Below are 23,865 nucleotides of genomic sequence, written 5' to 3' on the forward strand. Positions count from 1 at the left end.
CCTCACTTCACGGAACGGGGACGGCGCAGCACGGCGGCCGCCAGCATTAAAAAGGTCGTCAGCGCAACGAGCAGCGAGGACGCCGCGGCGACCACGGGCGTCAGGTCCTGACGCAAGGTCGACCAGATCCGCACCGGCAAGGTCTGCAACGTGGGGCTCGACATGAAGATCGACACGACAACCTCATCCCACGAGGCGAGGAACGAGAAGATCGCCGCCGCGAAGATGCCCAGATGAATCGCGGGCAGGGTCACGCGCAGCTTCACTTCAAGCGGCGACGCGCCGCATACGAGCGCGGCATCTTCGAGCGATGTATCGAAGCTCGCGAGCGAATTGCTGATGGAGATGATCGAGAACGGCAGCGCGATGATCAGATGGCCGATCACGAAGCCCGTCGTCGTGCCGTTGAGCCCGACGCGCAGGCTGAACGCATACAGCGCAACCGCGAGCACGACCACGGGCAGCACCATTGGCGTGAGGAAGAAGGCCTGCACGGCGCTGCGTCCGCGAAACTTGCCGCGCACCAGCGCAAGCGATGCAAGCAGCCCGAGCACGACCGACAGCACCGTGACGATCACCGCGAGCTTGGCGCTCGTCAGCAGCGAATCCACCCAGCCGGAGTCGGTGAACAACTGGCGATACCACTCCAGCGTCCAGCCCGGCGCGGGGAAGATCAGCCATTGCGAGTCGCCGAAAGACAGCGCGACGATGAAGAGAATCGGCAGCAGGAGGAAAAGTCCCACCGCGCTGCCAATCGCGATCAACACCCACTTCATCGAGCCGAGACGATCGAAATCGAGCAACATGTCAGCGACCTCCCATGCTGGTGCGCGCGCCGCCGGTGAAGCGCAGTTGCAACGCGAAGAGAGCGAGCGTCACCGCGAGCAGCACGAATGCAGCGGCGCCGGCAAGACCCCAGTTCAACAAACCTTGCACGAGCTGCGCGATGAGTTCGGCCAGCATCATGTACGAGGGTCCGCCGAGCAGCGCGGGGGTCACGAAGTAGCCGAGCGCCATCACGAAGACCATCAGCGCGCCCGACGCGATGCCCGGCGCCGCGAGCGGCACGAGCACGCGCCAGAACGCCTGCCAGCGATTTGCGCCGCACACGGCGGCCGCGCGCAAGGTCGATGCATCGATGCTGCGCAAGGTTGCGTGCAGCGGCATCACGAGGAACGGCAGCATGATGTAGGTCATGCCAACGGTCACGCCCACGAGGTTGTTCACCAGCGCGAGCGGCGGCTCGTTGATGATGTGCAGGAACATCAGCAGACGATTGATCGGCCCGGTCGATTGCAGCAGCACCATCCATGCGAAGGTGCGCGCGAGCAGGTTGGTCCACATGGAGAGCAGCATGATCGAGAACAGCAGCGAGCTGATCCGGCGCGGCGCGATGGCGAGCAGCCACGCGGTCGGAAAGCCGATGACCAGCGTCGCGATCGTCACGACGGTTGCCACGAGGAACGTGTTGCCGAAGACCTTCAGATAGGTCGTCGAGCCGAGCAACTCCGCATAGTTCTGCAAGCCCGGCGTCGGATCGAGAATGCTGCGAAGCAGTAGCGACAACACCGGCAGGACGAAGAAGATCGCGAGCAACAGCAGCGCGGGGGCGAGAAGGCGCATGCTGCGCCAGTCCGGTTTGCGCCGCGCTTTCGCGGCGGGGGGTGCAACGGTACTGAGGACGTTCGGCATGGTGACTCCCAATCCAGGCTGTGTTGCCCGCGATCTCCGCGAATGAGCGGCGACTTACTTCGACTGCCACGCGTACCAGCGCTTCGCGATCGCATCGCGGTTCTGCGCCCAGTACTTCATGTCGAGATTGATCTGCGAGGTCTTGAATTGATCGGGAAGCTGTTTCTGGACATCGGCGGGCATCAATGCCGGCGACTTGATGTTGATCGGCGCGTAATTCGTATCGGTCGCGAACTTGGCCTGAGCCTGAGCGCTGGTCGCGTAGGCGAGGAACTTCATCGCTTCGGCTTTATGCTTCGAGCCCTTGGGAACCACGAGCATGTCGGCCGCGGTCAGGTTCTGATTCCATGAGATGCCCACGGGAACACCCGTCTGAGCGAGAGCATGCAGGCGTCCGTTCCAGAACACGCCCATCGGCGCTTCGCCGGAGGCCAGCAATTGCTGCGACTGCGCGCCGCCGCTCCACCAGACGATGTCGCCCTTGATGGTGTCGAGTTTCTTGAACGCGCGATCGAGATCGAGCGGATAGAGCTTGTTCGCGGGCACGCCGTCCGCCAGCAACGCGATTTCGAGCACGCCCGGCGCGGACCACTTGTAGAGCGTGCGCTTGCCCGGAAACTTCTTCGTGTCGAACAAGTCGCCCCAATTGGCCGGTTGCGCGCTCGCGAACTTGGCCTTGTTATAGCCGAGCACGAACGAGTAGTAGAAGCTGCCGACCGCGGACGGCGTCGCGAAACGCGGGTCCAGCTCGTCCTTCTTCACGACGTTGTAGTCGATCGGCTCGACGAGCCCCGCTTGCTGCGCGGCATAAGCGAAGTCCCCTTCGACATCGACCACATCCCACGTCACGTTGCCGCTTTCGACCATCGCCTTGAGCTTGCCGTAGTCGGTCGGTCCGTCCATCAGCACGTTGATGCCGTTCGCCTGTGCAAAGGGCTGAGCCCAGTCCTTCTGCTGCGACGATTGCGTCGTGCCGCCCCAGCTCGTGAAAACAATCGGTTCAGCGGCTTGCACGAGCGTGCCGAATACGCATGCCGCGCTGGCGGCGATCAAGCTCGCTGCAAAAAGACTCTTTCTCGTGTTCATTGCTGTCTCCTGCCTGATGTGTGAGTGAAGCCGCGTTGTCAGCGGTCTGTTTGTCGTTTACTTGAGCGGCGAGAAATTCGTCGGCCGCATGATCTTGTTTTCCATCTCTTCCATGAGCGCCTGAATCTTCGGCGCGAAGGCCTGCCACGCCGGATCGTTTGCGAGCGCGGCGCGCCTGCGATCGCGTTCGTCGAGCGACGGATAAGCCCAGATATGAACGATCTGGTTAAGCGGCCCGATCTCCGAGAAGAAATAGCCGACGAGGTCCTGCAGATACTTCTTCTGCAACTCGATGCCCTCTTCCTCGACGAGTTTCAGATAGGCCGGAACCGCGCCGGTCTTGATTCGATACGTTCGGATTTCGTAGAACATGGGTTTTCCGTTCAGCGCATGACGAAGGGATTGAGTTTTCGCTCGTGCATTCAGTGCGATGTCGCCAGCGACTGAACCTTGCCCGTCGCGCTGTCGCCCACATAGATGCCGAACGCGTCTTCGCTGCGTTCGCGCACATAGCGTTGGAGCATCGAACGAACGGCGTCGTCGCGGATGCGATCCCACGCGATCTCGCCGAGCGGAACCACACGCACGCGCGACGAGGCCGATGGCAACGCAAGGCCATCGCTGGACACGCGTCCGCGGTAATACACATGCACGCCCGGCGCATGGCCGCTGCTCTCCTCGAACACGGCGAACAGGAAATCCAGATGCGCGTCGAGGCCGAGCTTGGCGAGCACGCCGCGCAAGCTGGTCGCATCGCTCGATGGCTCAAGCTTGATTCCGCACGGCAACTCCAGGCCTTGCGGCGTGTCCAGCAGAACGACGCCGCCATCCAGTTCGAGAATCGCGCCGACTTTGGCACGCGAGCCAGCCGCGGCCAGTGCTTCCTGCGACAGGCTGAAGTTCACATAGGCGCCGCGGCAATAGCCGAGCGGCGACGAAGTCGTATGCGTAAAGTCCACGACGCGGCCGATCAGAATGATGTGATCGCCCGCATCGACGACCTCGTGCGTCCTGCAATCGAAGCTCGCGGCCGCGCCGTTCATCAGCGGTGCGCCGGTCGCGCGCGTGTGCCAGTCGACCTGCGTGAACTTGTCGGCGGCCTTCGACGCGAACACGCCCGACACCGCTTTCTGACCTTCCGCGAGCACGCTCACCGCGAAGTGATCCGTGGCCGAGAACACGGCGTGACTCGACGCCGTCTTGGCGATGCACACGAGAATCAGCGGCGGATCGAGCGACACCGACGTGAACGAATTCGCCGTGAAGCCGCGCGGCGAGCCGTCGGGTTGAATGGTCGTGACGACCGTCACGCCGGTCACGAACGCGCCGAGCGCGCGGCGAAACTCTGCGAGATCGAGCACCTGGCTTTGAATCGTGTCAGTCATGACGTGCTCCTGTATGTGTTGTGTGGATCGGTTGCGCGGCCGCGGCTCGCGTCAGAAAGGCGACGAGCCGCTCGTTGACGCGCTCGGGATCTGTGACGTTCATCATGTGGCGCGCGCCGTCGATGATTTCGGCGCGGCCGTTGCGAGCCGCCGACGCCATCGCTTGCGACATCGACGGGCTGGAATTCGGATCGAATTCGCCGGTCAGGAAAAGCGCGGGCATGTTCAGGCACTCAAGACGGCCGACATGCGCGCCGTCCGAACTCGCGAACAGTCGATACGTGCGCGCGTACCCGACCGGGTCCACGTTCAGCAACAAGGCGCGCAGGTCTTGCGCGGACTGCGCCAAATGCGCGGGCACCGGCTCGCCGAACCAGCGCGCAATGGTTGCATCGACGCCGACGCCGGTTTCGGTCGCATCCAGCGTCGAGGCGCGGTTCATCACGGCGGCGCTTTGTTCCGGCGTGCGATCGTAGACAGCGTTCAGGGCCGCGACGCTCTGCGTGCGAGCCGGAAGCGTGAGCGCGAATTCGAGCGCGACGAGCGCGCCCATCGAATGTCCGACAACGTGCACGCGTTCGATCTTCAGCGCGTCGAGCAGCGCGGAGAGCTGCATTGCGTATTCGGCGAGCGTCGGTTCGGCGCTCGGCAACGCGCTTTCGCCGTGGCCGGGCATGTCGTAGGCGAGGACATCGAAGTACGCGCTGAGGGCGTCGATCTGCGGCGCCCAGACGCTGTGATTCATGCCCACGCCGTGGATCAACACCACGGTCCCAGCACTCTGGCCGGCGCGCGACGCGTACAAGCTGTATCGCGTGCCGCCCGCCACGGCGCCCGCGACGAGGCGGCTTGCTTCCGGCTTCATGCGCCCAGTTCCTTATCGTGTTCCTGCTTCATAGCCTGTCTCCAACGCCGTATCAACCAATGATGGTATGCCATATTATTCTCGAGAACACCGACAGAATATTATGGAATACCATGACACGGTGTTCAGGCCGAATGCAGGCAATAAAAAACCGCCACTCGGGCGGTTTCTTGTCAGACAGATGGTTCTTCGGTCGCGCGATTATTCGGGCTCGCTCGACTGGCTGAGCGCCTCTTGCGCCAGACCCGCAACCCGCCGGATATGTGCGGCGGACGCTTCGAACGCGGCATCGCCGTCGCCTCGTTCTATGGCTTCGAGCAGCGCGTTCATTTCTCGATTCGATTCCTCGCCGCGCCCCGTCGACGATATCGTCAACGCGCGCAGCCGGTTAATCCGCGTGTTCAGTGAGCGCACGACGGACAGAGAGACCGATTTCTGCGCGCCTTCGAAAAGTACGTCGTAGAAAGATTCTGTTTGCGTGAGGACTTCCGCGAAGGCGTTGCGGGCGAAAGCGTCCTCGATCTTGCGGCGAATGCTGCGCAATTTTTCGACAAGTTCGGGCGTCGCGTTCTTGGCGCAGGCGCGGGCCGCATTGGCTTCGAGCAGACCGCGCAACTCATAGATTTCCGAGACCTGCGTTGGATCGAGTCGCGCCACAACCGGTCCTTGGCGCGACACAATATCGACCAGACCTTCGGTTTCGAGATGGCGCAGCACTTCGCGCACGACGGTGCGGCTTACGCCCAGTTCGTCGCACAGCGTCCGCTCGACAAGTCGCGCGCCCGGGCGGAAATAACCCTGCACGATCGCTTCGCGCAGCTTTTCGAGCGTCAGTTCGCGAAGCGTCTTCGCGTTTCGGTCAACTTTGAGATCCGACATTTCAGCCTTTTAACGAATCGAACTGGTATCCCATATTATTGCTCATAAACGCCAGCCAGTCTCATCAAATCGTTGCTGTGAGCCCCTACCTTGAATGAGGCAAGAGGTTCGTCATCGACGGTTTCTCTCGTGTAGTAGAGGTCAAATCGGGCGTGCGCTCGTTAATGATGGGGTATAAACAGGACGGCACGTTGAAATACGCAGGCGTAGATAAAAATAATTCCGTCACCGTTTGCGAGATAAATCCGTCAACTCGCCGACATGATGGAAGACCAGTCCGTTACGTCCCTCTACAATAAGGAAGCAGAAGTCCGCGAAATGAATCTGTCACCGCAATCTAGTCGCAAAGCTGTCAATTGAACAGGCTCACCGTCTCCGCTGCCGCCTTAAGCGTTTTTCGACAGGTGAGCTGAAACAGGAGCGATCGATTAGATAGTTGCGACTCGACGAAGCGCTAGCCTCGACAGCGTTCGAGGAAACAACGTGTGAACTTGCTGCGAAGCCTTGGCTTTAACGGCCGGTGATTTTTCGGAGTCCATCCCGCCTGACAGTACGGAGCAAAGCAATTCCCGCATCGGTAGCGTGCCTCAAGCGATTGGGCGCAGATCCGATACGCGGCTTGCTGAGAGCAACGACGACAGACCGATTCCAAGACGGTTCGATGACCCGGGCATCGCGTTATAGACTCGAGTTGGTGCAGAACGCTGTGATCACACGCTGATCGTCGCGGGCGATAACGAATGCCGCCTGCCTTCGGCGGCGCTGATCGACTTTCTTCGACAGGCGCCGCATCATTCACGGCGCATTGCGTCGATCTGCACGGGCGCGTTCGTACTGGCGGCAGCCGGCTCGCCATGATCGAAAGCGACTTCGGGCTGGAAACGTCGCGCATGGTCGCGCGCAAGCTCGTGCTCTATCAACGGCGCGGGGGCGGCCAGTCGCAGTTCTCGGCGCTCCTGGAGATGGGCGCACGCTCGGATCGCGTGCAGATGGCGCTCACCTACGCGAGCGAAAACCTCGCGAGCGATTTGTCGGTCGAGCGGCTGGCCGAAGCGGCGCGGCTCAGTCCGCGCCAGTTCAGCCGGGTCTTTCGTGAGGAAACGGGGCAATCGCCCGCCAAGGCGGTAGAGCGGCTTCGCGTGGAAGCCGCTCGTCTCATGATGGAGACGACGCGCCATCCGATCGAGGTGGTCGCGAGAGAGACTGGTTTCGGTGACCGTGAACGCATGCGTCAGGCGTTCCTGCGTGCGTTCGGTCAGCCGCCGCAGACCATTCAGCGGGCGTCGGGAGTCACACCGCTTGCGGTCTGATGCACACCAGGTCAGGCTGACTACTGCTCGCCCGGCGTCCACTCCGGGCTATAGCCGCCCAGCGCCGGGTGATACATCTCGTCCCCGGAGTGCTGCGTGAATTCAACGTTGAGTCGGTCTTCGCGCAGGCCGAGAATATCGATGCAATGCGCGCATAGCGCTTTCGCCACTTCCATGCGCAACTCGGGTGGCCGTCCCTTTCTGACGTCCAGCATCATGACCGCGACCGGCACGGGCTCTTCACCGGCTTCTGGAATCCGCCAGACGCCTCCGTCGCCCAGTTCCCGAATCGCGACACTGATTCGCCGGATGTCGACCGACATCAACTGTGCGTAGGTCTCGCTCATCTTCAGCGCCAGGCGCTGCTTGTCTTCCACCGAATAGTGGCCGCATACATCCAGTTGCAAATACGGCATGGTCGTTTCACTCCTCGAAAACCCCGTTCTCGATCGAACGCGGAGCCGTTCCAATGTCGCATGCGCAAGGTTTTCGGCCATGCAACCGAGGTGGCGCCCCATCTATCGATCATGTTTCGGATGCTCAGCGCGGGCGCTTTCAATGCGAAGCCGCAGTTGAAATGTCCTCAAGAAGCCGATCTGCCCAACCGAAAGGGGCCTGAGACGGGTCTCGGCTGCAGCTTCCGTGCGCCGAACAGGTGGCGTGAGTTTGGCGTAACGGCTCGATCATCATTCGTATAACTACATAAATGCCAATCATTGTTACTTATGTAAAGTCACCATGCGAACGACCCCACACTCCACCAATCATCCGAATGTCGCGCCCTGAAAACACGACTACTCCAGCTCCTCAAACAGCCAGTCCTGAAAGCTCTTGACCTTCGGCAAATCCATCGACGACTTCAGCAGGTTCAACGTCTTCCCATTCACGCTCAACCCATCGAATCCGAACGGCGCCACGAGCTTGCCCGTATCGAGTTCCCGCTGCACCAGCAGCAAACTCTCCAGACACACGCCGACCCCCATCAGCCGCCGCACTGATCGCCGTGAACGAGCGATCGAAGCGCGGCCCGCGTGAAATATCGAGCGGCGTCTTTCGATGCATGCGCATCCAGTCGCGCCATCCGACGAGGCAGTTCTCGCTGTGAATCAGCGTGTGATGCTTCAGATCCGCCACCGTGCGAATTGCGTTCGCGCCTTCCATCAGCTTCGGCGAACACAGCGGCACGATGGTCTCCGACGGCAAATCGAGCACCAGCGTGCCCGCCGGCTGCAGCCTGCGCGCGCCGTATCGCAAATCGATATCCACCGATTCGCGCGTCAGATCGACTGGATCATTGGGGGCATGCAGCCGCAAATCGATATCCGGATACCGTGATGAAAAGCGCGCGAGCAGCGGTATCAGCCATTAATACGCGCGACGCCGCGGCGGACAGTCTAACGGCATTGAAGAACGCCACGGCGGCGCCGATGCCCGCGCGCTGGGCCGTTTGCGCGATGCCGCGAGCATGTGTGCCGCCGCAGACCTGCTGACGTAACCGATCAGCAACGTGCGCAAGGAAGCGGCGCTCGCCCTCGGCGAACTCGGCAACATCGATGCGCTGCCGGTGCTCGAAGCCGCCCTGGAGGACCGCAATCCCGAAGTGCGCAAGACCGCACGCATCGCGATTGGGCAAATCGGCGCGCGGTGCGGCTGAGGCGCGCCCAAAGCATCACTCATGGTTTCACTCCGGGTCCGCTCGATTGATCGAATCCAGGTCAAGGGAAAACGACTCCACAACGAAACTTTTCTGCAATGCATTGCGCGCAACGAACGCGATGCAGCAATCGCGCGGCGTCGTCTCTCACCGATGCTGTGCGCGCTGCTATCGGACGTCCCGGTATGAGATCGTCCACTGCGCGGCTTCGAATAGCGACGATTTCGCCTTAGCTTCTGAGGATTCATCGTTTAGCGTTGGCGCATTGGTTGCAGATAATCGACGCTTTCACGAACCTCGCACATGCACCATGCCTTTCGATCGCAATGCTCCCCTGCCTTCGGGTGTCGTCGTCGGCGCTGCGTGGGGCCCCGGCCCCACGGAAAACTACGCGGCGCTCGCCGCTTCCTTTCGCCCCGTATTCGCTCGCATTCGCGAACAGAGCGTGACGCGCGAGCTCGAACGCCGCCTTCCCGCCGACGAGATCGCATGGCTGCGCGACGCGGGCTTCACGTCGTTGCGCGTGCCGCGCGAGCATGGCGGAAAAGGCATCCGGCTCGTCGAATTGTTCGAACTGTTGATCGAACTGTCGGAGGCGGATTCCAACATCACGCAGGCGCTGCGCGCGCATTTCGGCTTCACCGAGCATGCACTGGATAGTCCCGCCGAACGACGCGAGCGATGGCTCGCGCGGCTCGGCAACGGCGAGATCGTCGGCGCAGCGTGGTCCGAGACCGGCGAGGCGCCGCGCAGCCAGTTCGCGACGCGCCTCACGCGCAACGCGAGCGGCTGGCATCTGAACGGCGCGAAGTTCTATACGACGGGGTCGCTCTTCGCCGACTGGATCCACGTCGGCGCAACCGATGCGGACGATGAGGCGGTTTCAGTCACGGTCAAACGTCATACGGACGGCGTGGAAGTGATCGACGACTGGGACGGCATGGGCCAGCGTCTCACCGCGAGCGGCACGAGCCGCTTCAACAACGTGAAGGTCGATGAACGCGAGATCGTCGCGGGCCGCGCGCCGTTTCCCTACTCCGAAGCGTTCTATCAGCTCGTGCATCTGGCGACGCTCGCGGGCATCGGCCGCGCCGTCGCGAGCGATGCCGCCGCGGTTCTCGCCAGCCGCAAGCGCAGCTACAGCAATGCCGTGACCTCACGCGCGCCGGAAGATCCGCAATTGCTGCAGGTCGTCGGCCGCGCCCGCGCACACGCGTGGACGGCCGGCGCGATCGTCGCGCAGGCGGCGCGCGCGCTCGAACGCGCGGTGGCGTCGTTCGACGAGCCGGACGCGCTCGCCATCATCGCGGAGACCGAGATCGAGATCTGGCAGGCGCAGACCGTCGCGTCGCAACTGATTCTCGACGCCAGCGCGAACGTCTTCGACGCACTCGGCGCTTCGGCGACGTTGCGCACTTCGGGACTCGATCGCTACTGGCGCAACGCGCGCACCATCGCGTCGCATAACCCGCGCATCTACAAGGACCGCATCGTCGGCGACTTCGCCGTGAACGGCACGCTGCCGCCGGGGCAATGGCGCATCGGCGTGGCCTGACTTTTTCTTCCTTCGCCACACGCCCTGCCATGAGCAAGAAGCAAATCATTCTGAACGCGTTCAACATGAACTGCGTCGGCCATATCAATCATGGCCTGTGGACCCATCCGCGCGACCGTTCGACGGATTATCGGAAACTCTCCTACTGGACCGATCTCGCGAAGCTGCTGGAGCGCGGCCTGTTCGACGGGCTTTTCATCGCGGATATCGTCGGCGTGTACGACATCTATCGACAATCAGTTGATGTCACGCTGAAGGAGTCGGTGCAATTGCCCGTCAACGATCCGATGATGCTCGTCTCCGCGATGGTGGCCGCCACGCGAAATCTCGGCTTCGGCATCACGGTCAATCTCACGTACGAGGCGCCCTATCTGCTCGCGCGGCGCTTTTCCACCCTCGATCATCTGACCGATGGCCGCATCGGCTGGAACATCGTGACCGGCTATCTCGACAGCGCCGCGCGCGCGATGGGCCACACCGAAATGATCGCGCACGACGAGCGCTACGATCGCGCCGACGAGTATCTCGACGTGCTCTACAAGCTTTGGGAAGGAAGCTGGCAGGACGACGCGGTGCTGCGCGATCGCGAAGGCCGGGTATTCGCCGATCCCTCGAAGGTCCGCAAGCTGAATCATCACGGCCGCTATTACGACGTCGAGGGCTATCACCTGTGCGAGCCGTCGCCGCAGCGTACGCCGGTGCTCTTTCAGGCGGGATCATCGGGACGCGGCCAGGCGTTCGCCGTGCGTCATGCGGAATGCGTGTTTGTGTCGAGCCAGAGCAAGGAAGGCACGCGCAAGCTCGTCGACGCACTGCGCGCACAAGCCGTCGAAGCCGGGCGCGATGCGGGCGATCTGAAGATCATCATGGGCGTCACCGTGGTGGTGGGCCGCACCCAGCGCGAGGCCGAAGAGAAGTTCGCCGAATACGCGCGGTATGCGAGTCCCGAAGCCGGACTCGCGCACTTCGCGGCGGGCAGCGGTATCGACTATTCGACCTACGCGCCCGATGACGAACTCGCGCCGCCCGGCGGTCACAAGGGGCGCGGCATCGAATCGTCGGTGCAGCGCGTGACCGACGGCAAGCGCGGCGTCGCCGTGCGCCATCTGCTCGAACAGATGCAACTGGGCGGACGCTACACGACGATCGTCGGCGATCCGGTTCAGGTGGCCGACGCGCTGCAATCATGGGTCGACGAAGCGGGCATCGACGGCTTCAATCTCACGCGCACGGTAACGCCGGAAAGCTACGAGGATTTCATCGATCTCGTCATTCCCGAACTGCAGTCGCGGGGCATCTACAAGACGTCGTACGCGGAGGGCACGTTGCGCGAGAAGCTCTTCGGCGGCGGCGCGCGGCTCGGGGACCGTCATACGGGCGCCGGTTTCCGCGATCTGTCCGAGCCGGCGCTCAGGCAAGCACCATGAAAACGTCGACGCCACTGCTTCAGATCGATCAGTTGAGCGTGTCCTTCGGCGGGCACGCGGCGGTTCGTCCCTTCGACCTGACGATCGAGCGCGGCGAGATCGTCGCGCTCGTGGGCGAATCCGGCAGCGGAAAATCGACCATCGCCCTCGCGACGATGGGTTTACTGCCCGGCCGCGCGCGCATGCAAGGCGAAATCCGCTTCGAAGGGAAACCGCTCTTCGAGCAAAGCGAGCGTGAGTGGAGCGCGCTGCGCGGCAATCGCATCAGCATGATCTTTCAGGAGCCGATGACTTCGCTGAACCCGCTTCAGCCCATCGGCAAACAGGTCGCCGAAGCGCTGACGCTGCATCGGCCGATGTCCGCGCAGGCCGCGCGCAAGGAAACGCTCGAACTGCTCGAACTCGTGCGCCTGCCCGAGTCGCAGCGCCGCTTCGGGGACTATCCGCATCAACTGTCGGGCGGGCAGCGGCAGCGCGTGATGATCGCCATTGCGGTCGCGTGCCGCCCCGGCCTCCTGATCGCCGACGAACCCACCACCGCGCTCGACGTCACCATCCAGGCGCAGATTCTGGAACTGATCGACCGGCTGCGGCGCGAACTGTCGATGGCCGTGCTGCTCATCACACACGATCTCGGCGTGGTCGGGCGCTGGGCGGATCGCGTGGTCGTGATGAAGGACGGCGCGAAGGTCGAGGAAGCAGCGAACAGGCAGCTCTTCATGCAGCCGTCGCAGCCCTACACACGCGCGTTGCTCGGCGCGTCGCTGCACTTCGGCGCGGGTCTGCATTATCGCGACGCGCGGCTGACCGATACGCCACGCACCGCGCCGATGCGGCCGGAGAGTGCGCAGGCCCGCGTGCTGCTGGAAGCCCGCGACATACGCGTCGACTATCGAGGCGTGCGCGCCGTCGACGGCGTCAGCTTCGAGATTCGCGCGGGCGAGACCGTTGGACTCGTCGGCGAATCGGGATGCGGCAAGTCATCGATTTCGCGTGCGCTGACGCGGCTCGTCGAGCCAGCCGCAGGCAGCATCGTGTTCGACGGCGAGGACATCACCCATCGGGGACGGCGCGCATTGCGGCCGTATCGAAGGCGTGTACAGATGATCTTTCAGGATCCGTACGGCTCGCTCAATCCGCGTCACACGGTCGAGCGCACGCTAGGTCATGCGCTGGCCATCCACGGCGTCTCGAACCGGCGCGAACGGCAGGCCAGGATTCGCCGCATCGTCGATGCCGTGGGCCTGCCTGAATCGGCGCTCAAGCGCTATCCGCACGAGTTCTCCGGCGGGCAGCGGCAGCGCATCGGCATTGCGCGCGCGCTCGTGCTCAGGCCGGAACTCGTCATCTGTGACGAGCCGGTATCCGCGCTCGACGTCTCCATCCAGGCGCAGATTCTCGATCTGCTCGCCGACCTCAAGCACGAACTCGGCCTCGCCTTGCTCTTCATCTCGCATGACCTGTCGGTGGTCCGGTATATCGCCGATCGCGTGCTGGTGATGCGGGCCGGACGCATCGTCGAAAGCGGGGATCACGTCTCCATCTGGACCTCGCCGCAACACACCTACACGCGCGCGCTGATCGACGCGGTGCCGTCATCGCACGCGCCATTCTCATCCCACACAAGGAAAATCGATCGTGACTTTGAAGAGCAAGCCGCAGCCGACCTCAACCTCGCCGCTCCTGTTCCGCGATGATCCGCTGGGCGCCGCGGTGGCCGATCTGAAACGGCGCAGATTGCTCAAGGGTGCGGGCGCGCTGCTCGCGGGGGCCGCGACGCCGTTCGTGTTCACGGGCCACGCGTGGGCCGCGACCGAAACGACGCCGATCACGCTGACCGGCGCGAAACGCGGCGGCACGCTCACGGCGGTCATTCATCCGGAACCGCCGACGCTCGCGTTCTTCGTCAACTCCGCGACGATGATCGGCGCGGTGGCGAGCAAGGTCTTCGATGGTCTCGTGGAGTACGGTCCCGACCTGAAACCGCGCCCGCAACTGGCGGAAAGCTGGAACGTCTCGCCCGACGGTCTCGCGTGGACTTTCAAACTGCGTCGCAACGCGCTGTGGCACGACGGCCAGCCCTTCACTTCCGCCGACGTGAAATTTTCGGCGGAGGAAGTCTGGCTCAAGATCAGCCCGGCATCGCGGCGCGTGCTGCAATACCTGACGAAAATCGAAACGCCGGATGCCCATACGGTCGTCCTGCATCTGTCGAAATCGACGCCCGCGACCTTCGGCATTCTCGATTCGCTCGGCACGCCGATCCTGCCGAAGCATCTCTACGAGAACACGGACATCCGCAACAATCCGTACAACAACAAGCCAGTCGGCACGGGTCCATTCAAGTTCACCGAATGGGCGCGCGGCGACCGCATCGTGCTCGACCGATTCGAGAAATACTGGGCGCCCGGCCAACCGTATCTGGACCGCATCACGTGGAAGATCACGCCGGACGTCTCGGGCCGCGCCACCGCGCTCGAAACCGGCGCGGCGCAATACGGCGAGCGCAACCCGGTGACCTTCGCCGATGCCGACCGGCTCGCGAAGCTGCCCAGTCTCGTCGTCTCGCGCGAAGGCTATAACGGCTACGCGGCGTGGCTCTGGCTCGAACCCAATTTGCGCGATCCGATCCTCGGCAAGCTCGAAGTGCGTCAGGCCATCGCCCATGCGATCAACCGCGACGTGCTCGTCAAGACCGTCTGGGGCGGCTACGCGGTGCCCGCGACGGGGCCGGAGTCGTCGCTGGTGAAGGCGTTCTACACGCCGGATACTCAGCAATATCCCTACGATCCGAAGCGCGCCGAGGCGCTTCTCGACAAGGCCGGCTTTCCGAAGAAAGCGGACGGCTGGCGCTTCAAGATAGATCACGATTTCATTCCCTATGGCGACGACTACCGGCGCACCGGCGAATTCGTGCGCCAGGCGCTGCGGCGCGTGGGCATCGACGTGAATCTGCGCGGACAGGACCTGCCTACATGGATCAAGAACGTCTTCACCGACTACAACTTCCAGCTCATCAGCAGCTGGGGCACGGACGGTCTCGATCCGCAGATCGGCATCGAGCAGCATTACTGGTCGAAGGCGGCGTCGAACGGCACGCCGTGGTTCAACGCGTCCGGTTACGCGAGCCCTGAAATGGACCATGTGATCGAGGCGGCGCAGACGGAGACCGATCCGGCCAAACGGCGCGATCTCTACATCCAGTTGCAGAAGATCGCGCAGCGCGACCTCTCGCTCATCAATCTGTTCGAGTTTCGCTGGTTCGGCGTCTGGTCGAAGAACCTGCGCAACGTAACCGATACCGCCAGCCATTCGCGCTCCAACTTCGCGCGAGTCTGGTTCGACCAGGCGTGATCATCATGCACTTCACTTCAGCGCTCGCTTCGCGCGCGATCGGGCGCAGGCTGATTCAGCTCGCGCTCGTGCTGCTCGGCACCACGGTGCTCAATTTCGTGCTGCTCAAGCTGATGCCCGGCGATCTCGTCGACGTCATCGCGAGCGAGAGCGGCAACGTGTCGCCGCAATACGTCGCGCAGTTGCGCGCGGCATACGGCCTGGATCAGGGCGTCGCGCGGCAGTTGCTGCAATACGTCGAACACGCGATACGGCTCGATCTCGGCTTCTCGTTTCGCTTCGGCGAACCGGTCGCGACGCTGATCTTCGCGCGCCTGCCCGCCACGCTCGCGCTGATCGGCACGGCGCTCGTCGTCTCGGTGATCCTCGGGCTTCTGCTCGGCGTGCTCGCCGCGCGCCGCCCGCACGGTGTCGTCGATACGCTTGTGTCCACGCTCGCGACCATAGGCTATTCCGCGCCCATGTTCTGGACCGCGCTGCTGCTGATCGTGGTCTTCGGCGTGCATCTCGAATGGCTGCCGATCGGCGGTGTCGCCGATACCAACGTCGCGCATCGCGGTGCAGCGTTGCTGCTTGATCATCTGCGCCATCTCGTGCTGCCCGCCGCGACGCTCGTGCTGTATTACGTGGCCATCTTCGCGCGGCTCGCGCGCGCGTCGATGATCGAGACGCTGCAGGAAGACTTCATCCGCACCGCGCGCGCGAAAGGCGGACGGCCGTGGTACGTGACGACGCATCATGCGCTGCGCCATGCGGTGCTGCCCGTGCTCACGATGCTCGGCCTGCAGGGCAGCGCGCTGATCGGCGGCTCGGTCATAGTCGAGACGGTGTTCGGCTGGCCCGGGCTCGGACAACTGTCGTTCGAAGCCATCAAGAGCCGCGACGTCAATCTGCTGGTCGGCGTGCTGCTGCTCTCGGCCTTTCTGGTGGTCCTGCTCAATCTGATCGTCGATCTGCTCTACGGATTCGTCGATCCGCGCACGAGGTCGAACCGATGAAGCTGCTCCATTTCCTGCGTCAGCCGTCCGCGTTCGTCGGCGTGATCCTGCTCGCGCTGGCGCTCGCCGCGGCGCTCTCGGCGAACTGGCTCTTCCCCGGCGATCCGCTCGACATGGTCGCCGCGCCCTATCAATGGCCCGGCGCCGATCACGCGTATCCGCTCGGCACCGATCTGATGGGACGCGACCTGCTCGCCGGGCTGTTCCATGGCGCGCGCGTCTCGCTGTATGTCGGCGGGACGGTCGCGGTCATCGCGCTCGTGCTGGGCGTGCTGATCGGCGGCATTGCGGGCTACTTCGGCGGGCTCATCGAACAGACGCTGATGGCGATCACCGAGTTCTTCCAGACCGTGCCGCCGTTTCTGCTCGCGATCATCCTCGTCGCGATTCTGACGCCGTCGCTCGCGACCATCGTGTTCGCGCTCGGCGTGACGGCGTGGCCGAGCATCGCACGCCTCACGCGCGGCGAGTTCATCGTGCTGCGCGAGCGCGAGTTCGTCCGCGCGAGCGTGGCGCTCGGCGCGAGCGATGCGCATCTGATCTTCATCGAGATCCTGCCCAATGCACTGACGCCAATCCTCGTTTCGACCGCGCTGCTCGTCGCGAACGCAATCCTGTCCGAGGCGGCGCTGTCCTTTCTCGGGCTCGGCGATCCCAACGTGGTGAGCTGGGGCTCGATGGTCGGCACCGGGCGCGAAGCGCTGCGCACCGCGTGGTACATGATCGCGGTGCCCGGCTCGGCGATCGCGCTGACGGTGCTCGCGCTCAATCTGCTGAGCGATGCCCTGCATGCGGCGTTCAATCCGCGTCTGTCGAGAAACCGCCGTGCCGACGCGGCGTCGCGGCTGGAAGCGGCAGAAGGGCTGCGGCCTTGAACGCGACGCCGCGCCCATCCGTGTTACTGCGCCGGTCTGGAGAATCCCGCGAAGCGCTGCTCGATCACGCGCCCGAATTCCGCCGACCGGTACGCGGTCGCGATATCCGTCACATAGGGCTTGTTGAGATCGGCCGTGCGTACCGCGACGAGATTCAGGTAATACGGCGGAATCTTTTCGAGCAACAGCGCATTCGTGAGTTTGAGGCCCGCCGCGAGCGCGAAGTTGCCGTTCACGAAGGCATAGTCGACATCATCCAGCGAGCGCGGCAATTGCGCGGCTTCGAGCGGCACGAGTTTGATCTTGTGCGGATTGGACGCAATATCGCGCTCCGACGACTTCACCGGATCGACGCCCGGCTTGAGCGTCACCCAGCCGAGCTGCTGAAGCAGGATGATCGCGCGCGCCTGATTGGTGACGTCGTTGGGCAGCGACACGGTCGCGCCGTCCCTGAGCTCGTCGAGACGCTTGTGCTTGTGGCTGTACAGACCGATGGGTGCGGTCGGCACCTTCACGAGCTCCGACAGCGCGAGCTTGTGATCCTCCGAGAATTTCTTCAGATACACCTCGTGCTGGAAGGCGTTCGCGTCGAGCGCGCCGTCGGCGAGCGCGAGATTCGGCTGCACGTAGTCGCTGAACTCGATGATCGTCACCTTGTAGCCTTCCTTCTCCAACTGCGGCTTGATACCGTAGCGAATCTGGTCCGCGTAGGGACCGGCCGTTGCGCCGAAGCGGATTTCGGGCTTGTTCGGATCGGCGGCATGGGCAGGCGATGCAAGCACGGTGCTCAACGCGATGGCCAGCACGCCGGCGCGCAATGGATGAAACGTCTTCATTTGGCTCTCCTCTCGCTTCGCGCCCGCGGGCGAGCAAAGCAGTTATCGTCGATGTCGCGCGACAAGCTTACGAATCCGCTCATCAAAGCCAAACCAATGAATCGATCTATGGTTTTCCGGATTGGCGCCAAAGACCGCTGCCGAACGCGGAACACCTATCACCGACAGGAGACATTTCAATGAGCCGCACGCAAGACGCCCCGTGGACCGAGCCGCTGGAAGCGGTGCTGCGCGAATGGGCCCAAACCGCCGCCGCGCGCGACAAAGCCGGCGGCACCGCCTTTCACGAGCGCCGCCTGCTGCGCGAGAGCGGCCTGCTGCGGATGTCGGTGCCGGCGGAGCTCGGCGGCGACGGCGCACCCTGGTCGACGACGCTCGATGTCGTGCGACGCATGGCGCAGGTCGACAGTTCGCTCGCGCATCTGTTCGCGTTTCATCATCTGCAACTCGCGACGATCCGCCTTTTCGGCAGCGCCACGCAGATTCGCCATTGGCTCGGCGAGACCGTCGCGCAGGGCTGGTTCTGGGGCAACGCGCTCAATCCGCTCGACCGCGGCACGCGCGCCCTGCCCGATGGCGCCGGCGGCTATGTCTTCGATGGCCGCAAGAGCTTCTGTTCCGGCGCGCGCGATTCGGATCAACTGCTCGCGTCCGCGTTCGATGGCGACGGGCGTCTGCTCATCGGCGCGACGCCGACGAATCGCGCGGGTATCACCGTGCTCGACGACTGGGACAACATGGGGCAGCGTCAGACCGACAGCGGCACGGTGATCTTCGAGCGCGTGCCCGTCGCGGTGGACGAACTGCTGCTTCATCCCGGACCGCTTTCCAGCCCGTTCGCCACGCTGCGGCCGCTGCTCGCGCAATCGATCCTGTGCCATATCTATCTCGGCATCGGCGAAGGCGCATTGCAGGCGGCGCGCGACGCGACGCTCGCGCAAACGCGGCCGTGGATCGCCTCGCAAGCCGAGCGGCCCGCCGAGGATCCATACGTGATCGCGCACTACGGCGATTTCTGGGTCGCGCTCGAAGGCGCGCGTCTGCTCGTCGAACGCGCGATGCAGGCCTTCGATCGCGCGTGGCAGCGCGGTCTCGCGCTCACCGAAAGCGAGCGCGGCGAAGTGGCCGTGGCAGTCGCTACCTCGAAGGTGGCGGCTGCGCGGGCCGGGCTGGACGTCGCCAATCGCATGTTCGAAGTGACGGGCGCACGCTCGACCACGGCGGCATTGCGTCTCGACCGCTTCTGGCGCAACGTGCGCGTGCATACGCTGCATGATCCGCTCGATTACAAAGTGCGCGAACTGGGAGACTGGGCGCTTAACGGGCGCATCCCGAAGCCGTCGTTCTATTCGTGAGGGAAGCGCTGCGCCATGCGCTTTCGCCGTGGCGCAGCCAGTCAGGTCAGTCGTGCACTTTCGGGAAACCGTGCCGCTCTGCCAGCAACGCGAGAATGCGGCGCGTATCGGTGACGAAGCGCTTGTCGCCGTGCGCTTGCGCATCGGGCGGCGCGGGGTATTCGTCGCCGAGCACGAGCACGGGAAGGCTCTGATGCGCGTCGCTCAGCGCCTCGACCGCCGCCCGGCGCGGACGCTCGAACGGCACGCGACGGATATCGAGCCGTGCATTGCGCGCGGGGTCGCTTGCAAGCAGCCCTTCGATGGGCGCGCCGTCCGGACAGACGAACACTTCGCCCGGGCGCTTCGGATCGGTAAAGCCCGGTTCCAGCAGGATCAGCAAATCGCGTTGGGTCATGGTGTGTGACATGCGTGGTTGAGACGCCGACCAGCGTAGCCATGACGCGCCGCGATTGGAACGAATTTCACCTGATAAGGATATCGATGTCTCGCGCATCACCGATGCGCGAAGAAGCGATTCGACGGCCTCGGCAAGCCGAGATGCTCGCGCAGTGTCGCGCCCTCGTACGCCCGCCGGAAAATGCCGCGCCGCTGCAACTCGGGCACCACCTTGGCGACGAAATCGTCGAGGCCTTCGGGCAGGAATGGAAACATCACGTTGAAGCCGTCGCTGCCCTCTTCGACGAGCCATTGCTCCATCTCATCGGCGATATCCGTCGCGGTTCCGATCATCTGCAAACCGGAATAACCGCCCACGCGCTGCGCCAGTTGACGGACCGTCAGTCCTTCCGTGCGCGCCATGTCGATCACGCGTTCGCGCGCGCTCCGGCTCGCGTTGGTCTCGGGAATCTCGGGCAGCGGGCCGTCGGGATTGAACGACGAGACATCGTGGCCGAGCGCGATGGACAGCGACGCGAAGCCGCTATCGTCGTGCACGAACGTGTCGAGCAACGCGCGCTTCTCCAGCGCCTCATCGCGCGAATCGCCCACGACGACAAACGCGCCCGGCAGGATCTTCAGATGCCCGCGCGCGCGGCCGGCGCGTTCCATGCGGCCTTTGACATCGGCATAGAAACGCTTGCCGGCCGCGAGATTCGGCTGCGCCGTGAAGACCGCGTCGGCGGTTTCGGCGGCGAGCTGCCTGCCCGCTTCCGATGATCCCGCCTGCACCACCACGGGCCACCCCTGCACCGGCCGTGCGATGTTGAGCGGCCCGCGCACCGACAGATAGGGGCCTTTGTGGTCGAGCACGTGCAGCTTGTCCGGATCGAAGAACAGGCCGCTTTGCGTGTCGCGCACGAAGGCGTCATCGGCCCAGCTATCCCAGAGACCCGTGACGACATCGTAGAACTCGCGCGCGCGGCGATAGCGCTCGTCGTGCTCCATGTGTTCGTCACGCCCGAAGTTGAGCGCGGCATCGGGATTCGACGTGGTGACGAGATTCCATCCGGCGCGACCGTCACTCAGATGATCGAGCGAAGCGAAGCGGCGCGCGATGTGATACGGCTCGTCGAACGTGGTCGACGCCGTCGCGACCAGTCCGATACGCTCGGTCACCGATGCGAGCGCGGACAGCAGCGTGAACGGCTCGAACGATGTCGCCGTGTGGCTGCGCTTGAGCGCGTTCACCGGCATGTTCAGCACGGCGAGATGATCGGCCATGAAGAACGCATCGAAGCATCCATTTTCCAGCGTCTGCACGAAGCGCTTCAGGTGCTTGAAGTTGAAGTTGGCGTCGGGATATGCACCGGGATAGCGCCACGCGCCGGTGTGCAGGCTGACCGGGCGCATGAACGCGCCGAGATGGAGTCGTCGGGAGTGTGGCATCGCGTCGGTTGATCGAGAGTAGCGGGTCGCGCCAAGGTACTCCGACTCGTGAAAAGGCGCTCGAATCACCAGGCCTCGCTTCAGGCGCTCCCCGGATCACGCCCCGCGAAGAACTGGTCGTCGGGCACGACGTTGAGCGCGATCGTCAGGCGGTTGGCGTAGTTGAAGAATGCCGAAATTTCCAGCACCTCGGTCACCGCCTGTTGCGTGAACCCGATCGAGCGCAGCTCTTGCAGGTCTTCATCGCGAATGCTGCCCGGGTCGCGCGTTAGTCGCTCCGCGATCGCCGCAAGCGCCGCCTCCTTCACCGAAAGCCGCACATGATGAAAGCCCTGCGCGATGCGCTGCGCGCGCACGGTATCGCCCAGCACATTCGCGAGCGCCTGCGTGTGATTGAACACGCAATAGCTGCACTCATTCGCGGCCGACGTCACCACCGCGATCAACTCGCGCTCCGCCGACGTCAGCTGGCTGCGGTGCGGATCAAACAGATGCTCGTAGAACGTGACGAGCCGATACGCGGTATCGGGATTGATCGACAGCGCCGTGAGCCAGTTCGGTACGAAGCCGTACTGACGGCGAAACTTCGCGTGAATCGACGCGACGTGCGGCGGCAGACGCGTCTCTTCGGGCACGCTGAAACGCGAGACAGGCTCGCGTTGCACGTCGTTATCGTAGGTGTTCAGATGATCCGCGAAGGGATCGGAGGGTGCGATCGTGGACATCTTCGGGCTCTCCTGCGCTTAAGTACGGACCTCAACGTTATCGCAGGCGCCAATGCGCGGTGCGGCTGATTTTTCATAAGCTAATCGGCGTTCGGGCACATCGCGCCGGACGAATTGCAAATCGCAAATCGATATTGGATCGCACGACTGAGTGCTGCGCATAATGGGCTGAAGCTTCTCTTCACTCCTTCCTTGCGAGGCATGCGACATGGCAGAAGTCCTGAGCACGGAGACGCCCGTCATCGGCCGCCTCGACGTTCCGTCGCACGACACACTGAGCGACGATCTCCGGCAACTCGTCGAACAACACGGCGGCGACAACTGGATTCGCGCGCTGTCCCTGAATCCAGCTACCGCGCGCCGCTTCACGCACTATTTCGAAAAGCTCTTCGCCACCGAAGGCCGGCTGCCGATCGACGAGCGCGAATTGATCGCAGTGATCGTGTCGCGCACGAACGGCTGCGGCCTGTGCGCGATCCATCACGCGCATGCACTCGGCGAGGCGCTGGGCGACCGCGTGCAGGCACGGCGCATCGCGCTCGACTATCACCTCGCTGATCTGTCCGCGCGGCAACTCGCGCTGGCCGAGATCGCCGAAACCATCACCACTTCGCCGCGCGCGATCACCGAAAAGCACTTCGATCGCCTGCGCAGGCTCGGCCTCGACGACGCCGATATCCTCGAAGCGATCGAGACCGCATCGTGGTTCAACCATACGAACCGCATTTTCATCGCCGCCGGCGTCGTGCCCGACGAGAAGTATTTCTCGGCGCTGACATGACACCGCACACAGGAGAGCTTCGATGAGCGCCGTACTTGAACCCGTCGTCGCGCCGCCCGCTCCGGGCGACGCATCGCCGCTGTTGTCCGATGCGTTGCTCGAAACCATCGGCAAGCGCGCCGCCGGTTATGACCGTGACAACCAATTCTTCTCGGAAGACCTGCGCGATCTGCACGAGGCCAATTTTCTGCGCGCGAGCGTGCCTGTCGAATTCGGCGGCCTCGGACTCACGCTGCCGCAACTGCTGCGCGAGCAGGCACGGCTCGCAGCCCGCGCGCCATCGACCGCGCTCGCGCTGAACATGCATCTGTACTGGGTCGGCGCGGCGCTGCATCTGTACCGGCGCGGCGACACGTCGGCGCAATGGATTCTCGAAGAAGCGGGCGCGGGCAAGGTGTTCGCCGCGGGCCACGGCGAGCCGGGCAACGATCTCGGTCTCGCGTGGTCGTCGGTGAAGGCGACGCCGTTGCCGGACGGCGGCTATCGCTTCGACGGACGCAAGATCTTCACCTCGCTCGCGCCCGCATGGGACTGGCTCGGCGTGCACGGCATCGACGAGTCGGACCCGCACGCGCCGAAGATCGTGCATGCGTTCATCCGGCGCGACGCGGCGGGGCATCGCACGGTGCAAACCTGGGATGCGCTCGGCCTGCGCGCCACCCGCAGCGACGACACCTGGCTCGAAGGCGTCATCGCGCCGCGTGACAAGGTGATCCGCGTGCTGCCCGCGGGCATTCCGAACGATCCGTTCGTCGACGGCATTCTGGGCGCGGTGCTGCCCGGTCTCGGCGCGGTCTACTACGGCATCGCGAAGCGAGCGTTCGATGTCGCGGTGGAATCGGCGAAGCAGCGGACATCGCCGGCCATCGGCGGCAAGACATACGCGTACAAACCGCTTACGCAGCAGGCGGTCGCGCAGGCGGCCATCGAACTCGCGAGCATCGAGGCGCTGGTCGAGCGCGCGGCACAGCGCTGGTGGTCGGGCTATGAGGAAGACGAACCGTGGATCGCGCACTTGCTCGCGGCGAAGCAGCATGCCGTCGATGGCGCATTGCGCGTGGTGAATCTCGCGCTGAAGATTGCGGGCGCGGCTTCGCTGTCGCGTCACGGCGAGCTCGAACGGCTGTATCGCGATGTGCGTGCCGGCGCGTTTCATCCGCCCAACGCGGATGCGGCGCATGAAGTCATCGGCCAGGCGTGGCTTGGCGTGCTCGGTAAAGTATGAAAGTCGCGGCGCATGGGAGACCATGCGCCGCTTTGT

Annotated in this window: 22 protein-coding genes and 2 pseudogenes; 11 read left to right on the plus strand and 13 right to left on the minus strand. The window is 63.8% G+C overall.

The genetic code is table 11. The annotated features are described in order from the left end of the window. Positions 1-2 precede the first annotated feature (2 nt). The 7 genes from AWB79_RS20610 to AWB79_RS20640 form a co-directional block, all read right to left on the minus strand. A complete protein-coding gene (locus AWB79_RS20610) occupies positions 3-806 on the minus strand; it encodes an ABC transporter permease (protein ID WP_061169296.1) in 804 nt (267 codons plus the stop codon). Position 807: 1 nt separating this feature from the next. Next, positions 808-1,692 carry an ABC transporter permease gene (locus tag AWB79_RS20615; protein ID WP_061169297.1) on the minus strand — a complete coding sequence of 295 codons (885 nt, stop codon included), beginning with the start codon at positions 1,690-1,692 and terminating at the stop codon, positions 808-810. A gap of 54 nt (positions 1,693-1,746) precedes the next feature. Then, on the minus strand, positions 1,747-2,778 hold the full coding sequence (locus AWB79_RS20620) for an ABC transporter substrate-binding protein (protein WP_061169298.1): 1,032 nt from the start codon (positions 2,776-2,778) through the stop codon (positions 1,747-1,749). Between the two features lie 57 nt (positions 2,779-2,835). Beyond that, positions 2,836-3,150 carry an NIPSNAP family protein gene (locus tag AWB79_RS20625; protein WP_061152442.1) on the minus strand — a complete coding sequence of 105 codons (315 nt, stop codon included), beginning with the start codon at positions 3,148-3,150 and terminating at the stop codon, positions 2,836-2,838. A gap of 50 nt (positions 3,151-3,200) precedes the next feature. Further along, positions 3,201-4,163 carry a flavin reductase gene (locus AWB79_RS20630; RefSeq protein ID WP_061169299.1) on the minus strand — a complete coding sequence of 321 codons (963 nt, stop codon included), beginning with the start codon at positions 4,161-4,163 and terminating at the stop codon, positions 3,201-3,203. Further along, a complete protein-coding gene (locus AWB79_RS20635) occupies positions 4,156-5,028 on the minus strand; it encodes an alpha/beta fold hydrolase (protein WP_061169300.1) in 873 nt (290 codons plus the stop codon). Before AWB79_RS20635 ends, AWB79_RS20630 begins: the two co-directional genes overlap by 8 nt. Before the next feature lie 201 nt (positions 5,029-5,229). Further along, positions 5,230-5,907, minus strand: coding sequence for a GntR family transcriptional regulator (locus AWB79_RS20640; RefSeq protein WP_061169301.1), 678 nt, complete (start codon positions 5,905-5,907; stop codon positions 5,230-5,232). Between the two features lie 714 nt (positions 5,908-6,621). Here AWB79_RS20640 and AWB79_RS20645 point away from each other — a divergent pair. Next, positions 6,622-7,217: pseudogene (locus AWB79_RS20645) on the plus strand (GlxA family transcriptional regulator); the annotation flags it as partial. A 20-nt stretch (positions 7,218-7,237) separates the two neighbouring features. Here the strand turns inward: AWB79_RS20645 and AWB79_RS20650 are convergent. Continuing rightward, positions 7,238-7,633, minus strand: a complete 396-nt coding sequence (locus AWB79_RS20650) for a tautomerase family protein (RefSeq protein WP_061169302.1) — start codon at positions 7,631-7,633, stop codon at positions 7,238-7,240. Positions 7,634-8,024: 391 nt separating this feature from the next. Further along, complete coding sequence (locus AWB79_RS20655; protein ID WP_074169403.1) at positions 8,025-8,531, minus strand: LysR substrate-binding domain-containing protein; 507 nt, start codon at positions 8,529-8,531, stop codon at positions 8,025-8,027. A gap of 115 nt (positions 8,532-8,646) precedes the next feature. Between AWB79_RS20655 and AWB79_RS38365 the strand changes: the two are divergent. The 7 genes and pseudogenes from AWB79_RS38365 to AWB79_RS20685 all read left to right on the plus strand — a co-directional run. Continuing rightward, positions 8,647-8,871, plus strand: a pseudogene (locus AWB79_RS38365) (HEAT repeat domain-containing protein); the annotation flags it as partial. A 310-nt stretch (positions 8,872-9,181) separates the two neighbouring features. Further along, entirely contained in the window at positions 9,182-10,426 is a 1,245-nt protein-coding gene (locus AWB79_RS20660) for an acyl-CoA dehydrogenase family protein (protein WP_061169303.1), read from the plus strand. A 29-nt stretch (positions 10,427-10,455) separates the two neighbouring features. Further along, positions 10,456-11,853: an LLM class flavin-dependent oxidoreductase gene (locus tag AWB79_RS20665; protein ID WP_061169304.1), complete on the plus strand. Its 1,398-nt coding sequence runs from the start codon at positions 10,456-10,458 to the stop codon at positions 11,851-11,853. Beyond that, on the plus strand, positions 11,850-13,550 hold the full coding sequence (locus AWB79_RS20670; protein ID WP_061169305.1) for an ABC transporter ATP-binding protein: 1,701 nt from the start codon (positions 11,850-11,852) through the stop codon (positions 13,548-13,550). Before AWB79_RS20665 ends, AWB79_RS20670 begins: the two co-directional genes overlap by 4 nt. After that, positions 13,492-15,207 (plus strand): ABC transporter substrate-binding protein, encoded by a 1,716-nt coding sequence (locus AWB79_RS20675; RefSeq protein WP_061169306.1) that lies wholly within the window; start codon positions 13,492-13,494, stop codon positions 15,205-15,207. The genes AWB79_RS20670 and AWB79_RS20675 overlap by 59 nt, the downstream gene beginning before the upstream one ends. A gap of 5 nt (positions 15,208-15,212) precedes the next feature. Then, complete coding sequence (locus tag AWB79_RS20680; protein ID WP_061169418.1) at positions 15,213-16,205, plus strand: ABC transporter permease; 993 nt, start codon at positions 15,213-15,215, stop codon at positions 16,203-16,205. Continuing rightward, the gene (locus tag AWB79_RS20685; protein WP_061169307.1) at positions 16,202-17,080 is read left to right on the plus strand and encodes an ABC transporter permease; all 879 of its coding nucleotides are present in this window, start codon (positions 16,202-16,204) and stop codon (positions 17,078-17,080) included. Before AWB79_RS20680 ends, AWB79_RS20685 begins: the two co-directional genes overlap by 4 nt. Before the next feature lie 23 nt (positions 17,081-17,103). On the opposite strand, the gene AWB79_RS20690 is transcribed toward AWB79_RS20685, so the two are convergent. Continuing rightward, on the minus strand, positions 17,104-17,916 hold the full coding sequence (locus AWB79_RS20690) for a MetQ/NlpA family ABC transporter substrate-binding protein (RefSeq protein WP_061169308.1): 813 nt from the start codon (positions 17,914-17,916) through the stop codon (positions 17,104-17,106). A gap of 179 nt (positions 17,917-18,095) precedes the next feature. Between AWB79_RS20690 and AWB79_RS20695 the strand changes: the two genes are divergently transcribed. Beyond that, the gene (locus AWB79_RS20695; RefSeq protein WP_061169309.1) at positions 18,096-19,271 is read left to right on the plus strand and encodes an acyl-CoA dehydrogenase family protein; all 1,176 of its coding nucleotides are present in this window, start codon (positions 18,096-18,098) and stop codon (positions 19,269-19,271) included. A 46-nt stretch (positions 19,272-19,317) separates the two neighbouring features. On the opposite strand, the gene AWB79_RS20700 is transcribed toward AWB79_RS20695, so the two are convergent. The 3 genes from AWB79_RS20700 to AWB79_RS20710 all read right to left on the minus strand — a co-directional run bounded on the left by AWB79_RS20700 (position 19,318) and on the right by AWB79_RS20710 (position 21,823). Further along, on the minus strand, positions 19,318-19,668 hold the full coding sequence (locus AWB79_RS20700) for a DUF3088 domain-containing protein (protein WP_061169310.1): 351 nt from the start codon (positions 19,666-19,668) through the stop codon (positions 19,318-19,320). A 98-nt stretch (positions 19,669-19,766) separates the two neighbouring features. Beyond that, a complete protein-coding gene (locus AWB79_RS20705) occupies positions 19,767-21,098 on the minus strand; it encodes an LLM class flavin-dependent oxidoreductase (protein ID WP_061169311.1) in 1,332 nt (443 codons plus the stop codon). A gap of 80 nt (positions 21,099-21,178) precedes the next feature. Then, on the minus strand, positions 21,179-21,823 hold the full coding sequence (locus AWB79_RS20710; protein ID WP_061169312.1) for a peroxidase-related enzyme: 645 nt from the start codon (positions 21,821-21,823) through the stop codon (positions 21,179-21,181). A gap of 208 nt (positions 21,824-22,031) precedes the next feature. On the opposite strand from AWB79_RS20710, the gene AWB79_RS20715 reads away from it, so the two are divergent. After that, the gene (locus AWB79_RS20715) at positions 22,032-22,604 is read left to right on the plus strand and encodes a peroxidase-related enzyme (protein WP_061169313.1); all 573 of its coding nucleotides are present in this window, start codon (positions 22,032-22,034) and stop codon (positions 22,602-22,604) included. A gap of 22 nt (positions 22,605-22,626) precedes the next feature. Further along, complete coding sequence (locus tag AWB79_RS20720; RefSeq protein WP_061169314.1) at positions 22,627-23,829, plus strand: acyl-CoA dehydrogenase family protein; 1,203 nt, start codon at positions 22,627-22,629, stop codon at positions 23,827-23,829. Positions 23,830-23,865: the final 36 nt, after the last annotated feature.

This window comes from Caballeronia hypogeia (genome assembly GCF_001544875.2).
In the GTDB taxonomy this organism is placed as follows: domain Bacteria; phylum Pseudomonadota; class Gammaproteobacteria; order Burkholderiales; family Burkholderiaceae; genus Caballeronia; species Caballeronia hypogeia.